Genomic DNA, 16,005 nt, shown 5'->3' on the forward strand with positions numbered 1-16,005 from the left:
TTATGATGACCGATCTTTATCAGTCCCAACGGGCCATGCGGCAAATGCGCAGGCAGGCGATGCAACGTGGTGTTGTGGCCATTTTAGACGTGGGCAGTTCCAAAATTGCCTGCCTTGTGCTGCGGTTCGATGGAACAGGTCGGCTGAGCGAGGATAACAGCATCGGCTCGCTGGCTGGTCAAACCGGGTTTCGGGTCATCGGTGCGGCAACAACACGGTCACGCGGTGTGCAGTTTGGCGAAGTCACTGCCATGCAAGAAACCGAACGTGCCATTCGCACCGCTCTGCAAGCGGCACAGAAGATGGCTGATATCCGTGTGGACCACGTCATTGCCTGCTTTTCGGGGGCAAACCCTCGCTCTTACGGTTTGGATGCGCAGGTCGATCTCGATGGGCAGGAGGTTACAGAGGCCGAAGTCGGTCGCGTCCTTAATGCCTGTGATGTGCCTGACTATGGCGTTGGACGCGAAGTGTTGCACGCTCAGCCGGTGAACTTTGCCTTGGATAACCGCTCGGGCCTTATCGATCCACGCGGGCAGATGGGGCAGAGCCTGGCCGTGGACATGCATATGCTGACCGTTGATGCGGTGGCGATTCAGAACATCGTGCGCTGCATCAAGCGCTGCGATCTGGAATTGGCGGGTATTGCGAACTCGGCCTACGTTTCGGGCATTTCGGCTCTGGTTGAGGATGAGCAGGAATTGGGCGCCGCCTGTATCGACATGGGCGGCGGCACGACCAGCGTGTCAATCTTCATGAAGAAGCACATGATCTATGCCGATTGTGTTCGCATGGGCGGAGATCACGTGACCGCCGACATCTCGATGGGACTGGGCGTGCCAGCATCAGTGGCTGAACGGATCAAAACCTTCAACGGCGGTGTGCACGCTACAGGGGCCGATGACCGTGACCTGATCGACATTGGCGGTGATACTGGCGATTGGGAGCATGACCGCCGCACGGTTAGTCGTGCTGAGTTAATTGGAATCATGCGCCCTCGTGTCGAAGAGATTTTGGAAGAGGTTCGCGTTCGTCTTGACGCTGCCGGATTCGAACATATGCCCAGCCAGCAAATTGTGCTGACCGGCGGTGGCAGTCAGATCATGGGGCTGGATGGTCTTGCCACGCGAATTCTAGGTCAGCGTGTTCGTCTGGGTCGACCGTTGCGCGTCCATGGCCTGCCGCAATCCGCGACAGGGCCGAGTTTCTCTTCTTCGGTCGGGCTAAGCTTGTTTGCGGCGCATCCGCAGGATGAGTGGTGGGATTTCGAAATCCCGGTCGATACCTATGCCGCACGGCCTTTCAAACGCGCAATGCGTTGGTTCCGTGACAATTGGTAAGATGATTGGGGGCGCGGTATTGATCGCCGCGACTCCTCTTGCTGTGCACGCCCAAACGCGTATCACGCCCGAAGCCTTTCTGGCTGCTGTTCAGGGCAAGACAGTTACGTTTCATGACTATCCCAGCGGCATTCTTGTCGGGACCGAGGAGTTCTTGAGCCCCAATTTGTCCGTCTGGCGGATGGAAGGCCGGGGCTGTGTCTATGGGCAGATCACTACCCCCAACGGACAACTCTGCTTTTTGTATGATGATGATCCGGATGACGTGCCGGTGTGTTGGTGGACCTTCCAGCACGAAGGTCGACTTATGGTTCGGTTAGCCAATTTTAACCGAAGTGAAATTCAAGAAGTGCGCAGCATTACCGAAGACGGGCTGAATTGTCCAAGTGCCCCAATAAGCTAAAGAAACAGGTTGCAGACAAAGGCCAATTCCCGCAAGATATCCACAAGGCACGTCAGAGGCCCCGCGGCAGGACACGAGCAGTTTTCCGCGTAAGAACAGACCGGTTTACCCAAAGTGGCGAGCATGATGGCTGCGGCGCATGTGTTGTCTGTCTTGTGGTGGATTGAGTTCTTTCCGCAACATCTGGCAAAGAATGCGAAATACCGCTGATCGATGCCTTATTTCCTCCATATTTTGTGGGATTCGGCGATTTTTGGCGTGACCTTTGCGCTTTCGACCGGTAGGATTGTAATCGGATAGGTAAGAAAAACACCGCTTTGGCGGGTAAAAAACAGGCGGACAGAGCATGACATTGAATCTTTCGATGCCCGGGCACGACGAACTGAAGCCTCGGATTACAGTATTTGGCGTTGGCGGTGCGGGCGGTAACGCTGTCAACAACATGATTGAGAAAATGCTGGATGGCGTGGATTTTGTCGTCGCCAACACGGACGCGCAGGCGCTTCAGCAAAGCCAGTCCTCGGCTCGGGTGCAGCTTGGCGTTAAAGTGACAGAAGGTCTGGGGGCAGGTGCCCGACCAACCGTCGGCGCAGCGGCAGCCGAAGAAAGCATCGAACAAATTGTTGACCACCTTGCTGGTGCTCACATGTGTTTCATAACCGCCGGTATGGGCGGTGGCACCGGCACCGGGGCGGCTCCGATCATTGCTCAGGCCGCCCGCGAACTGGGTGTGCTGACCGTTGGTGTCGTCACCAAGCCCTTCCAATTCGAAGGTGCAAAGCGGATGCGTCAGGCCGAAGACGGTGTCGAGGCGCTGCAAAAGGTCGTTGATACACTGATCATCATTCCGAACCAAAATCTGTTCCGTCTGGCCAACGAAAAGACCACGTTTACCGAGGCATTTTCGATGGCGGATGACGTTCTGTATCAGGGTGTCAAAGGCGTAACTGACCTGATGGTCCGTCCTGGCTTGATCAACCTCGACTTTGCCGATGTCCGTGCAGTTATGGACGAGATGGGCAAGGCAATGATGGGCACCGGCGAGGCTACGGGCGAAGATCGCGCAGTTCAGGCTGCCGAGAAGGCCATTGCTAACCCGCTGCTGGACGAAATCAGCCTCAAAGGCGCGAAGGGTGTGCTGATCAACATCACTGGTTCGCATGACCTGACTCTGTTCGAACTGGATGAAGCCGCCAATCGCATTCGTGAAGAAGTGGACCCCGAAGCAAACATCATCGTCGGTTCGACCTTGGACACCGGTATGGAAGGCGGAATGCGTGTTTCGGTTGTGGCCACAGGCATCGACGCCAGCGAAAAGTCCGAGGATGTGCCAGTTGCACGCCGCACAATGTCGGCCCCGCTCACCCGCACCGTTACCGCAGAAGAGCCGCAGCAGGAAGAGACCCCCGCTGTTGCGGCTGAAGAGGTCGCACCGGCACCCCAAGCCGAGATAAACCGTGAACCCTCACTGTTTGAGACGACCGAAGAGCCATCACAGTTCCAGCCAAAAGTGGAACAGAGTGATGATGGTCTGCCGCCACCGGCCTATCAGCCACGCGTCGCGGAATTCGAGCCAACGCCTGAACCGGTCGATCCTGCCCCGGAAAGCTTTGTTGCGCCGCAGCCGCAACAAGCCTCTGCTGGCACGCCGTCGCCCGAGGCGCTGCAGCGTTTGCAGGCCGCTGTGCAGAATATCCCTGCGTCCGAACGCGCACATGCCGCACCGCGTGCCCAGGCTCCTCAACAAGACCCAGCACCGCAGCAGGATGCGCAGGATCGTCCTCGGTTTGGCTTTAACCGCCTGATCGATCGGATGACTGGCCACGCTGCAGACACGCCGTCTCAACCGGTGCGTCAACAGCCTCCAATGCGCCAAGCTGACGCTACGGCACCTGCCCATGAGGAGGCCGACCCCGAGCAGGATCGGATTGAAATTCCCGCCTTCCTGCGGCGTCAAGCCAACTAAACTTGGTAACAAAATCGAAAGTCGGGGCCGCCAGATGGTGGCCCTTTTCTTTTTTAATACATTGTATTAGCTCGTTCTAAGCAGGCTTTTGCCGATCTGTTACATTCATGTTTCAATCAGTTGCAAAGAGTGAGTTGAGCCTTGACGCTTGCTTCCTTAACTGAGTGTCCAACACGGACCTTACAGGCCGGACACCACTCAACGAGGGTCACCTTGCAACATACGCTCAAATCTCCGGTTACGTTTAAAGGCGTTGGGCTGCACAGCGGTAAGCCTGCGACCATGGTGCTGAAACCGGCGGCTGCCGGTCACGGCATCTGGTTTAAGCGGACGGATATTGAGCTGGGCAATGCGTTGATTCCTGCGATCTATGATGTGGTCGAGCGCACACCGCTGTGTACCCGTCTGGTGAACGATGCGCATGTATCGGTATCGACTGTCGAGCATATCATGGCTGCCCTTGCTGGGTGTGGCGTGCACAATGCGTTGATCGAGATCGACGGCCCCGAAGTTCCGATCATGGACGGATCTTCGATTGAATTTGTGCGTGGAATTATGGCCAAGGGTGTGCGTCGTCAGGCCAGCCCGGTGCTGGCGTTTGAGGTTCTCAAGCCCATCACGGCCTCACGCGAAGGTGCAAGCGCGACGATTGTACCGGCAGATGGTTTAATCATCGATTTCCACATTGACTTCGAAGATGGTGCGATCGGTAGCCAGACCAAAACACTGGACATGCGCAACGGTTCGTTTGCGCGTGAGCTTAGCGATTGCCGCACTTTCTGCCGTCGCACGGATGTCGAAGCGATGCGCGAAAGCGGCTTAGCATTGGGTGGCACGCTGGAAAACGCTGTCGTTGTTCAGGGTGACGAAGTGCTTACCCCAGGTGGCTTCCGCCATGCGGATGAAGCGGTACGCCATAAAATGCTGGATGCACTTGGCGACCTGTACTTGGCAGGGGGCCCGATTCTTGGCCACTTCACGGGTGACAAGTCAGGTCATGCTATGACCAATACTCTGCTGCGCAAGTTGTTCGAGACACCTGGCGCGGTGCGTCCGGTGCTTTGCACGCCGGAAATGGCAGCGCGCCTGCCGGGACAGGGTCTTGTCTGGGACGAAATCCCCGAAGTTGCTTGATTGGATCAAGCCTGCCGACAATTCCGTCAGCGAATGTACTAAGGCGTTTTGCCCCGGAATTTTATATGCTAGACCAAAGGCCAATCCGGGGGTTGCCCCACTAAGCAATACGACAAGGATAGGCGGAATGGTTGGCACCAAAGCGGCAGTCAGATTCGCAGGCGCGATTCTTCTGGCAGCAGTTTTGACGGCATGCGGCAACTCTGGCGCAGACCGCAATCAGAACCTGGAAGGGTTTACCCCAGAACAGATATTCACGCGCGGCGAATATGAGTTGTCGCAAAATCGCTCGGATGATGCGGCGTGGTACTTCTCGGAAGTTGAGCGACTTTACCCTTATTCCGACTGGGCGAAGCGCGCACTGATAATGCAGGCGTTCTCGTACCACTCGGACAAGAATTACGAAGAAAGCCGGGCTGCCGCGCAGCGCTATATAGATTTCTACCCAGCGGATGAAGATGCGGCCTATGCACAATATCTGTTGGCGCTTAGCTACTATGATCAGATTGATGAGGTTGGGCGCGATCAGGGCCTAACCTTTCAGGCGCTGCAATCGCTGCGCACAGTGATCGAGGTGTATCCCGATAGCGAGTATGCTACCTCGGCGGTCCTCAAATTCGATCTGGCCTTTGATCACCTTGCTGGCAAAGAGATGGAAATCGGCCGCTATTACCTTCGACAGGATCACTACACTGCGGCTATCAACCGTTTCCGAGTCGTGGTTGAGGATTTCCAGACCACTACTCACACTGCTGAAGCGCTTTATCGTTTGATTGAGGCTTATCTGTCGCTGGGGCTTGTGGATGAGGCGCAGTCGGCAGGTGCTATTCTTGGCTACAATTACCAATCGTCCGAGTGGTACGATGCGGGTTACAAGCTGCTGACCTCTCGTGGGTTGGACTTGAAGAGTCGTGGCAACAACTGGCTGAGCCAGATTTATCGTCAGACGATCAAAGGTGAGTGGTTGTAATCGCTATGGTTAAAGGCGTGGGACGCTAAGACCCGATGCTGCGCGCCCTTGATATCCGCGACATGCTGATCATTGACAGGTTGGAACTGACGTTCCAGCCTGGCCTGAATGCGTTGACCGGGGAAACCGGCGCGGGCAAGTCCATACTTCTGGATTCGCTGGGTTTCGTAATGGGCTGGCGCGGAAGGGCTGAACTCGTACGTCAGGGCGCTGCGCAGGGGGAAGTTGTGGCCGAGTTCGAATTGGGACCGGATCACCCTGCCCACGCAGTACTGGCCGAAGCCGGGTTGCCCGGTGGAGAAGAACTAATCCTTCGCCGCGTCAACACCACCGAGGGGCGGAAAACAGCATGGGTCAACGATCGCCGCTGTTCTGGTGAGGTCCTGCGCGCGTTGTCTGAGACGCTAATAGAATTACATGGTCAACACGATGACCGTGGGCTGTTGAACCCACGCGGACATCGAGCAATGTTGGACGATTTTGCCGGAGCGGCAGACCTCGTTACTGCCGTTCGTTCCGCGTGGGCTGAGATGTCTCGTGCTCGCAAGGCCTTTAATGAGATCGAGGCAACGCTTGCGGCAATGCGTGCCGAGGAAGAGTTCCTGCGCCACGCGGTAGCCGAACTAGACAAGTTGAACCCGCTGCCAGGTGAAGATGTGGATTTGGACGCCCGCCGTCGGATGATGCAGGGGGCTGAGCGTATCCGCGACGATGTAGCCCGCGCATTTGAGTTGCTTGGCGGGGAGGGGGCCGAAGGGGCCATGTCTGACGCTGTCCGCTGGTTGGAGGGCGTGTCCGAAAATGCAGGTGGGCAGCTTGAGGAGCCCATCGCGGCGCTTGGCCGTGCACTGATTGAGTTGGGCGAGGCACAGGATGGCGTCAACGCCTGCCTTCAGGCGTTGGACTTTAATCCGGCTGAGCTGGAGGCAGCAGAGGAACGCCTGTTTGCCATTCGTGCTCTGGCAAGAAAGCACGACATAGCGCCAGACGATCTTGGGGCGTTTGCCGAAACGTTGCGTGACCGACTGAACCGGCTTGATGCAGGGGACGCTGATCTGGCGGATCAACGTGCGGCGGTCGAGGCTGCGCAAGCCGAATATGACCAAGCAGCCGAAGCGCTTAGAGCCGCACGCCAGCAAGCTGTTGGACGGCTAGACGCGGCGGTAATGGCCGAACTCGCACCGTTGAAAATGGAGCGCGCGGTTTTTCAGACCGAAATCACCGACGCTGACCCCGGCCCAGAGGGCACAGACGCCGTGGCCTTCACGGTTGCCACTAACCCAGGTGCTCCGTCCGGGCCGCTGAACAAAATTGCTTCAGGCGGTGAACTCAGCCGTTTTCTTCTTGCGCTCAAGGTTTGCCTGACCGGCGATGATAGCGACCGAACCATGATCTTTGACGAAATTGACCGGGGCGTAGGGGGCGCAACTGCTGACGCGGTGGGTCGTCGTCTGGCATCTCTGGCTCAAGGCGGGCAAGTTCTGGTGGTCACGCACTCACCGCAAGTGGCAGCCCGTGCGGCGCATCACTGGCGGGTGCAGAAACAGGTGAGCGACGGGCAGACGTTGTCGACTGTTATTCATTTGGCTGATCCTGATCGGGTAGACGAAATCGCCCGCATGGTCGCAGGCGATACTATCACTGACGAGGCCCGTGCCGCCGCTCGTGCTTTGTTGGACGCTTAACGCCATTCTGCCGCTTTCCGGTTTTCAAACCGTCGCGATCCCACTTTTATCAGAGGGCTCCGTGGCTTACTAAGGGGGAATACATGATCCCCGAGGGCCAATGACCCAATCGACACGCACCGTTTTGCGCAACCAGCTTAATCAGGCTTTGGCCGCGATGAAGGATGCCTGGCGGGTGATGTTGAGGCGCGGGCCCAGCCAGATCCAATTCTGGTTCATCGCGCTGGCCATCGGGATTGCGGCAGGTTTCATGGCGCTGGGGTTCCGTAAAGCGATCCGCGCGCTACAGGCCTATGTCTACGATACGGACGACATCCTGCTGCTGCATTCACACGCCGAGAAACTTCCTTGGTTTCTGATCCTGATCACACCGATCATTGGTGGCCTGATCGTAGGGATAATTCTGCACAAGTTTACCGACGATGGGCGGGTACGCTCGGTCGCTGACGTGATCGAAGGCTCTGCGCTAACAGATGGCCGGGTCGAAGGCAAAGCGGGGGTTGCGTCCTTCTTTGCCTCGCTGATTACACTTAGTACCGGTGGCTCAACCGGACGAGAAGGGCCTGTAGTGCACATGGCCGGGGTGATCTCGACCTGGGTTAGCAATCGTATCCATGCCGATGGAATAACGGGGCGCGATTTGCTGGGATGCGCCGTGGCCGCGGCAGTGTCGGCCAGCTTCAACTCGCCCATCGCGGGCGCTTTATTCGCGCTTGAGGTCGTGTTGCGTCACTTTGCAGTCCACGCCTTCGCGCCCATCGTTATCGCTTCTGTCGCCGGTACTGTGATTAACCGCCTAGAATACGGTGACGTGACAGAGTTTGTTCTGGAAACCCCAGGTTCTTTGCAATTCTATGTAGAACTGCCCGCGTTTTTGATCCTTGGACTGATCTGCGGACTGGTATCCCTGCTGCTAATGCGCTCGATCTTTTTCGCCGAGGATATCGGCAACCACATCCAAAGCCGCCTTTCCCTTCCGCGTTGGCTACGGCCAGCCGTGTCCGGGGCGCTGTTAGGTTTGATGGCAATATGGTTCCCGCACATCATCGGTGTCGGGTATGAGACAACGATCCGCGCCTTAGCCGGGGATCTGACCCTGACCGTCGCGATCCTGTTTGCTGTAATCAAGACGGTTGCCTTGGCCGTTACCATGGGAGGGCGTATGGGCGGTGGGGTGTTCTCCCCCTCGCTGATGATCGGAGCGCTCACAGGGTTAGCCTTCGGCTTGATCGCCACGGGGCTACTTCCGGATGTATCCGGAACCCATACTCTATATGCCTTTGCAGGGATGGGGGCTGTGGCCGCTGCTGTGCTGGGAGCACCCATCTCGACCACTATGATTGTTTTCGAACTGACTGGAGACTGGCAGATCGGGATAGCCGTAATGGCCTCGGTTTCTATGTCTACCGCGTTAGCGTCGCGCCTTGTGGATCGGTCGTTCTTCCTGACCCAGTTGGAACGTCGCAACGTACATCTTGCAGCTGGCCCGCAGGCTTATCTACTGGCGATGCTGCGGGCCGGAGCGGTGATGCGCCCAATTGGTGATGCGCGTTCGATCACCAAGGAACAGGCGCAGGAGATGATCGAGCAAGGGCTGTGCGTGCAGGCCAATGCTACACTGGAAGCCGCGATGCCCTATTTCGAACATGATGAGATATCTTGCATTCCGGTCGTGGTGAGGGAAAGCGACGGCACAGAAGCTCCGGTTGGTGCCTTGTTTCACATCGATGCACTAAAGGCTTACAACCGCGCGCTGGCAGCAACGGCGGCTGAAGAGCACTCGTAGTTTTCACACCACCAGCCCTACGAAACGCTTTTTGCCAAAGATAAGAGTGTAGGCCAATCTACCGTCGCGCCCAATTCAATCCAGACGAAGCAGAGCTTATATTTGCTCAACTTTCACAGACTCCACCGGATAGAAGGCAACGTAGCCCTCTATCTCCGCCAGCTCTGCGTCCGGACTTTCATAGCTCCACGCGGCGTTTTCGGTCACAGAGGACTTATTGACGATCGAGAAATGTGTGGCGTTCCCTTTATGCGGGCAATGCGTAACCTTGTCGGTTGTGTCCAGAAATGCCATCGCGATGTCTGTGCGAGGAAAGTAGATCACCGGAGACAAATCCCCCTCTGACAATTCCAAGGCGTTTGTACTTTCACCCAGAATGGCTCCACCGGAACGGACGCTCCATTTGCCCGGAGCTTTGCGGATCGTGATTTCAACCATTTCTCTTCCCTCGTTGTCTTCGGGCCTCTCCTCTGCCCGGTATATGTAACAGTCCAGTGTCAGATTGGCGCGGTTGCGGCATCCAACCACAGTTGAGCGTCATCGCCCAGCCTCGGCCTGATCTTTTCCGCAACGTCGCGGTGGTACGTGTTCAACCAATTGCGTTCATCTGCAGTCAGCATCTCGAGAACGATTAACCGCCGATCAATAGGTACGTAGGTTAGTGTCCGCCAGTTCAGCATTGCGCGTTCGTCGTCACCACCGGGCAGGGCGGGAGCGTCTTGCACGACCACGAGGTTCTCAATGCGGATACCAAAGGCGCCTTCGCGGTAATAGCCCGGTTCGTTGGAAAGGATCATGCCCGGCTGCAATGGAACATGGCTTGCTTTGGACAAACGCTGAGGCCCTTCGTGGACGCTGAGATATGCACCAACGCCGTGCCCAACACCGTGGTTGAAGTCTTGCCCTGCAGCCCACAGCGGAGCCCGCGCAATGCCTTCGATATCGCGTCCGGCCAATCCCACGGGCCAGCGCAACATAGACAGGTTGATCATGCCTTTCAGCACGCGGGTAAAGCACATTTTTTCTTCTTCACCAACGTCACCGATGGCAATGGTGCGGGTGATATCAGTCGTGCCGTCCAGGTATTGCCCACCGCTGTCCAGGACAAGAATGTGCCCATTTTCCAAGGTGCTCTCGGTCTCTTCCGTCACGCGGTAATGCATGATTGCACCGTTCGGGCCGGTACCCGCGATGGTGTCGAATGATATATCTTGCAGTGCGTTGTCTTTGCGGCGATTTTCTTCAAGTTGAGTGACCACGTCAATCTCGGTCAAGGTGCCGGGGGTCTGTGCGTCCAACCAGCAGAGCGTTTCAACAACGGCCACGGCGTCACGCAAATGGGCATCGGCGCTGCCTGCGATTTCTGCCTGGTTTTTGCAAGCCTTGGGCAGTGCGCAAGGGTCCCCACCATCAACCATTCGGTCACCCAACACATCCGCTGCGGCCTGCGGTAGTGATCCCAGATCAACCTGCACTTTCCCTTCAATTTCTGATACCGCGTCCAGAAATCTTTCTGGTGGGTAAACAGAAACGTTATCCCCCAAAGCTACCGTCAGCTTTTCCTTAGCCATGAAAAGATCGACCTGACCATCGGCACGCAGGATGGCAAAGCCATGTGCCACAGGGTTGTACCCGATGTCCGAGCCTCGGATGTTCAGCAGCCACATGATCGAGTCTGGCAGGGTGATCACTGCTGCTGTGCAGCCAGCGTCTTGCAAGTTTTTGGCGAGACGTGCAATCTTGCTGTCTGCCGCCTCTCCGGCAAACTCAATCGGATGCCTCTTGACTGGGTTCGCCGGCGGCGCAGGTTGATCCTGCCATATCCGATCCACCAAATTGTCCACGCGAACCAATTCAACACCGCTGCCTGCCAATTCCTTTTGTGCACTGGCGATTTGGCCTGCAGAGTGCAGCCAAGGATCGAATCCGACCTTGCCGCCATTTGGCAACTGTTCCTTCAGCCATGCACTGAGGCTGACCTCGGGCCACGGTACCGGCGCAAATTCGGAAGCGACCTGTGCCTTGACCTGCGTCCGGTAACGACCATCGACGAACACCCCGACGGCATCTGCCAGAACAGCGCAAAAGCCCGCCGAGCCGGTAAACCCTGTCAACCAGGCCAACCGCTCATCCCGCGGTGCCACGTACTCACCCTGGTGTGCATCTGCGCGTGGGATAAGGAAACCATCCAACCCCTCGCTCGCAATTTCACTGCGCAAGGCAGTCAGCCTTGGTGGCCCCTGTTCCGGGCGTGCAGTTACCGCGAAAGACTGAAACATCACTTACCTCTCCCAATCAGGGTCCTACGCCTTCAATTTCTGGAAATTACTCTGGCCTGAGGCAAGACCAGCGTTAGCTGGCCCTTTTCATCCCCATTATCCGCGCTCGTGCACGCGGATCGCTATCGAACAACGCGGCAAGTTGTTCGGTCATCGCGCCTGCGAGTTGCTCAACATCGGTGATAGTTACCGCGCGATCATAATATCTGGTTACGTCATGGCCGATACCAATAGCCAGCAACTCAACCATCTTACGTTTTTCCACCATGGCAATCACGTCGCGCAGGTGTTTTTCCAAATAGTTCGCAGGGTTCACGCTGAGCGTTGAATCATCGACCGGAGCACCATCCGAGATCACCATCAGAATTTTACGCTGCTCACGCCGCGCCAGCATCCTGCGGTGTGCCCATTCCAGCGCCTCACCGTCGATGTTTTCTTTCAACAGGCCCTCTTTCATCATCAGACCCAGATTGGGTCGCGCACGGCGCCACGGTGCATCGGCGCCCTTGTAGATGATGTGGCGTAGGTCGTTCAGACGGCCGGGCTGCTGCGGGCGACCATCGTTCAGCCACGCCTCACGCGCCTGCCCACCTTTCCACGCGCGCGTGGTAAAGCCCAGAATCTCGACCTTCACATTGCAGCGTTCCAGCGTCCGCGCCAAAACATCCGCGCAGATGGCTGCAATGGAAATCGGACGTCCCCGCATCGAACCCGAGTTGTCCAGCAATAGAGTCACGACCGTATCACGGAATTCGGTATCCTTCTCGACTTTAAAGCTTAGCGGCGTGGTTGGGTTTGCCACTACACGCGCCAGTCGACCCGCGTCTAGAATGCCTTCTTCGCGGTCGAATTCCCAGCTGCGGTTTTGCTGGGCTTGCAGACGTCTCTGCAATTTGTTGGCCAGTCTGCTAACCGCACCTTTCAGAGGCTCCAGCTGCTGATCGAGATAGGCGCGCAGACGCTCCAATTCGGCAGGTTCGGCCAGATCCTCGGCGGCGATTTCTTCGTCATAGGTGTCTAGATAAACCTTGTAGTCCGGATCAGCTTCAGACGTCGGCTGCGGGGCAGGGGGTTCTAGCGGAGCTTCCCCTTCGGGCATTTCCGTCTCGTCGCCCATCTCATCTTCGGCCATCTCGTCCATCGAGACTTGGGCCTGTGACTGGTCCTGCTGCTCTTCCTGTGTCTGCTCGGGTGTCGCGTCGGCGTCCTGTTCGTCCTGATCGTCCTCACCCGTGCTATCGGGATCGGGCTGTTCCTCTGCGTCCTCTTCTGCCTGATCTTCCTGTTCATCGTCCAGCTCATCAGGGTCTTCGCCTAGCTGGTCGCCATAGCCCAGGTCCTTGATCATCTGGCGTGCAAATTTCGCAAATTCGGCTTGATCCGACAGAATTTCGTCGAGGTTCTCGAGCGTGCCGCCAGCTTGTTCCTCAATGAATCCGCGCCACAGATTCATGATGTTCTCAGCTGCAGGCGGTAGATCGCGTCCAGTTGCCAGATGGCGGATCAGGTAACCCGCGGCAACTGCTAAAGGTGCGTCAGCGGGTTGTTTGCACTGATCGTAACCACGCCGCAGCGCTTCGTGCCCAATCTTGACGTCGATATTCGATGCCGTGCCGGGCATATCCCGCGCGCCCATCGCTTCGCACCGGGCGGTCTCCATCGCTTCATACAAATCACGCGCCATATCTCCCGGAGGGGCATAACGGGCATGAGTCGCGTCATCGTGATACTTGCGCTGTAACGCCAAAGCATCTGCCGTGCCGCGCGCCAGCAATACCTCTTCGCGCGTCATCCGGCGGCTGACCTGGGGCAGGCGCATCGACTCGCCCGACATGCCCGACGGGTCGACCGTGTAGGTGACGTTCAGTTCAGGATCATCAGCCATGACCTTCGTGGCCTCGGCCAGAGCCTTCTTGAACGGATCGGCGGGGTTGTCGTTGGGTTTGCTCATCGGTGGCAGTCCGGTCTTGTTCTGTCTCGGCAACCTAGAACCATTCCGGGGTCTTGACCATAGGTCCAACCCTGTTTTCGCATGAAACCAGAGATGGGCTTACAGAAGAACCTCGCGGCATTCGGAAATCCGAAGGGCCAGTTGCTGCTTGGCGCCCGCCGCGATCCGGGCGTCAAAGCTGTAGTCCATATCGGCGAGTAGATAGGCGACCTCTACCCAGCCCCGCACACGCCATCGCTTGGGTTGATGTTCTTCGACGCCTTCGGACAGTGCCCACGGCATGATCGTTTCAAGTAGAACGTCGAATTCTTGTTGAAGATCCACAACTGACTGGGCCTCTTCGTGCAGACGGGCCCTTTGTCGAACTGCCAGCGCCTCAAAGCGTCCTGAACAGATGGCAAACAACTCGGCACGGTCTGAAGAGGCAACGGGCAAAGCATGCACGGACGAGCCAAGAAACAGCGCGAAGATGGGGACGAATAACAACTTTCGAAAATAAAACATGAATTGAATATATCATAGATATGCAAAGTATAAAGAATGCATATACATGTGTTGATGTGATCTGTGGCGCTAATACAACATTGGCAAGGGGGTTACCTAGAACACACAACATGTAGACAAAAGAGTAGGAGACGCTTTCTGTTTCCGGCGCGCACTAATACTGCGAGCGCTATTGAGGAACGCCAAGGTATTATATGTTTAGATCGGCCGCTCAAAAATCAGCGTTGGACGCATCCAGAGGGTGTTCATCGCTGGCAATCTGCGCCAGCACTTCGACATGCACGTCAAGTGCATCGACGACGGTGTAGCCTAGGTCCTGCCCGTCAAAGGCTAGGTTCAGGTCAGTTCCAGCTAGGACCACTGCGTCGGCACCGTGTTGCGCAACCATGCGCTGCCCCGCATCCAAAAACAGGGCGCGTTGCTGGTCTGCGCAGACTCCGGCAACTGCCATGTCCTGGTAGACTTGCCCCAAAGTATCGATCTCATCTTCCAAGGCTACGGCTTGTGTGCGCACAAGCTGTCCAAAAAGCTTGGTTCGCATCACGACGCGTGTCCCCAGCAGCCCAACGGTCCCAAAACCTTGTTGCGCAAAGTACGCGTCCAGTGGCTTGACCGCCGACACTAAAGGCAAGGATGAGATCGCCACGGTCTCATCGTAACAGTAATGACCACCGAGCGATGTTATGGCCGCACAATCTGCCCCTGCCGCTTTGAGGCGATCAATCAAACGGGCGTAAACCTCCGCCTGCGCGTCCCGTTCATCGGCAAGGTTGTTGCGGATCAATTCCTGCACATCAGCGTGCACAATCGTCAGTTCCAATCGTTTGCCACGCGCGGCCATCGCTGCGCTGAGACGCTGATAGTAAACAACCGTCGCTGCAACGCCGATCCCGCCAATCAGACCGATATGCATGATTGGACCTCTACACTATCCCAAGCTTGCGCTTGCGGCACTTTCCGGCAGTTCCTCGTCAAAACAACGCTGATAGAACTCGGCGACTGTCTGGCGTTCTAGCTCGTCACATTTGTTCAAGAAGGATAGGCGGAAAGCGTAGCCTACGTTGCGGAAGATCTCGGCGTTTTGGGCCCAGTTGATCACGGTCCGCGGGCTCATCACCGTGGAGAGATCACCGTTCATGAAGGCAGTCCGCGTCAAGTCGGCTACGGTGACCATCTGGCTGACGGTCTTGCGGCCTTTCTCGGTGTTGTAGTGCGGTGCTTTCGACAGGACAATCATCGTCTCGGCATCATGGCTGAGGTAGTTCAACGTCGAGACAAGCGACCAACGGTCCATCTGCGCTTGGTTGATCTGCTGAGTGCCGTGATACAGGCCAGTGGTATCACCCAAACCAACAGTGTTTGCAGTGGCAAACAGGCGGAAATTCGGGTTCGGCGTGATGATCTCGTTCTGGTCCAACAGGGTCAGCTTGCCGTCATGCTCCAACACGCGCTGGATCACGAACATTACGTCCGCGCGGCCTGCGTCGTATTCATCGAACACGATGGCGACGGGGTTGCGCAGGGCCCAGGGCAGGATGCCTTCGTGGAACTCTGTGACCTGTTTGCCGTCGCGCAGTTTGATCGCATCCTTACCAATCAGGTCGATCCGGCTGATATGGCTATCCAGGTTCACACGCACGGCAGGCCAGTTCAGCCGGGCCGCAACTTGCTCGATATGCGTTGATTTACCTGTGCCGTGATAACCCTGAATCATCACCCGGCGGTTGTGGGCAAAGCCCGCCAGAATGGCCAAGGTGGTTTCAGGATCGAACTTATAGGTCGGGTCGATGGATGGAACCCGGTCGCTGCGGTCAGCAAAGCCTTTGACAGCCATGTCGGTATCAATGCCGAACACGTCCCGGACCGAGATTTCTTCGGTTGGTTTTGCGTTGATATCAATCGATCCGTCAGCCATTTGCCTTGTCCTTATCTTTTGGCCCGCACTACCGGGTCTCAACCTGTGTGTGGTGCAACATATTGCGGACAA

13 protein-coding genes are annotated in these 16,005 nt (G+C 56.9%); 7 read left to right on the top strand and 6 right to left on the bottom strand.

The features are described from left to right. The first annotated feature begins 5 nt into the window (after positions 1 to 5). The 7 genes from ftsA to ACR0L3_RS01630 all read left to right on the top strand — a co-directional run bounded on the left by ftsA (position 6) and on the right by ACR0L3_RS01630 (position 9,284). On the top strand, positions 6 to 1,340 hold the full coding sequence (ftsA, locus tag ACR0L3_RS01600; protein WP_480744643.1) for a cell division protein FtsA: 1,335 nt from the start codon (positions 6 to 8) through the stop codon (positions 1,338 to 1,340). Continuing rightward, positions 1,327 to 1,743, top strand: a complete 417-nt coding sequence (locus ACR0L3_RS01605) for a hypothetical protein (RefSeq protein WP_480743108.1) — start codon at positions 1,327 to 1,329, stop codon at positions 1,741 to 1,743. The genes ftsA and ACR0L3_RS01605 overlap by 14 nt, the downstream gene beginning before the upstream one ends. A 346-nt stretch (positions 1,744 to 2,089) precedes the next feature. After that, positions 2,090 to 3,709, top strand: coding sequence for a cell division protein FtsZ (ftsZ, locus tag ACR0L3_RS01610; protein WP_480743110.1), 1,620 nt, complete (start codon positions 2,090 to 2,092; stop codon positions 3,707 to 3,709). Between the two features lie 213 nt (positions 3,710 to 3,922). After that, positions 3,923 to 4,843, top strand: coding sequence for a UDP-3-O-acyl-N-acetylglucosamine deacetylase (lpxC, locus tag ACR0L3_RS01615; RefSeq protein ID WP_480743112.1), 921 nt, complete (start codon positions 3,923 to 3,925; stop codon positions 4,841 to 4,843). Between the two features lie 127 nt (positions 4,844 to 4,970). Further along, positions 4,971 to 5,813, top strand: a complete 843-nt coding sequence (locus ACR0L3_RS01620; protein ID WP_480743114.1) for an outer membrane protein assembly factor BamD — start codon at positions 4,971 to 4,973, stop codon at positions 5,811 to 5,813. 35 nt (positions 5,814 to 5,848) lie between these two features. Beyond that, on the top strand, positions 5,849 to 7,498 hold the full coding sequence (gene recN / locus ACR0L3_RS01625) for a DNA repair protein RecN (protein ID WP_480743115.1): 1,650 nt from the start codon (positions 5,849 to 5,851) through the stop codon (positions 7,496 to 7,498). 100 nt (positions 7,499 to 7,598) lie between these two features. Further along, complete coding sequence (locus ACR0L3_RS01630; protein WP_480743116.1) at positions 7,599 to 9,284, top strand: chloride channel protein; 1,686 nt, start codon at positions 7,599 to 7,601, stop codon at positions 9,282 to 9,284. 96 nt (positions 9,285 to 9,380) lie between these two features. On the opposite strand, the gene ACR0L3_RS01635 is transcribed toward ACR0L3_RS01630, so the two are convergent. From ACR0L3_RS01635 to cobS, 6 genes are all read right to left on the bottom strand, one after another. Next, positions 9,381 to 9,722, bottom strand: coding sequence for a DUF427 domain-containing protein (locus tag ACR0L3_RS01635; RefSeq protein WP_480743118.1), 342 nt, complete (start codon positions 9,720 to 9,722; stop codon positions 9,381 to 9,383). Positions 9,723 to 9,781: 59 nt separating this feature from the next. Further along, positions 9,782 to 11,563 (bottom strand): aminopeptidase P family protein, encoded by a 1,782-nt coding sequence (locus tag ACR0L3_RS01640; RefSeq protein WP_480743120.1) that lies wholly within the window; start codon positions 11,561 to 11,563, stop codon positions 9,782 to 9,784. Between the two features lie 73 nt (positions 11,564 to 11,636). After that, positions 11,637 to 13,514 carry a cobaltochelatase subunit CobT gene (gene cobT, locus ACR0L3_RS01645; protein ID WP_480743121.1) on the bottom strand — a complete coding sequence of 626 codons (1,878 nt, stop codon included), beginning with the start codon at positions 13,512 to 13,514 and terminating at the stop codon, positions 11,637 to 11,639. A gap of 99 nt (positions 13,515 to 13,613) precedes the next feature. After that, positions 13,614 to 14,018: a hypothetical protein gene (locus ACR0L3_RS01650; RefSeq protein WP_480743123.1), complete on the bottom strand. Its 405-nt coding sequence runs from the start codon at positions 14,016 to 14,018 to the stop codon at positions 13,614 to 13,616. 211 nt (positions 14,019 to 14,229) lie between these two features. Next, entirely contained in the window at positions 14,230 to 14,931 is a 702-nt protein-coding gene (locus tag ACR0L3_RS01655) for an aspartate/glutamate racemase family protein (protein WP_480743125.1), read from the bottom strand. A 15-nt stretch (positions 14,932 to 14,946) separates the two neighbouring features. After that, the gene (gene cobS, locus ACR0L3_RS01660) at positions 14,947 to 15,933 is read right to left on the bottom strand and encodes a cobaltochelatase subunit CobS (RefSeq protein ID WP_480743126.1); all 987 of its coding nucleotides are present in this window, start codon (positions 15,931 to 15,933) and stop codon (positions 14,947 to 14,949) included. Positions 15,934 to 16,005: the final 72 nt, after the last annotated feature.

This window comes from Ruegeria sp. CK1 (assembly GCF_056536545.1).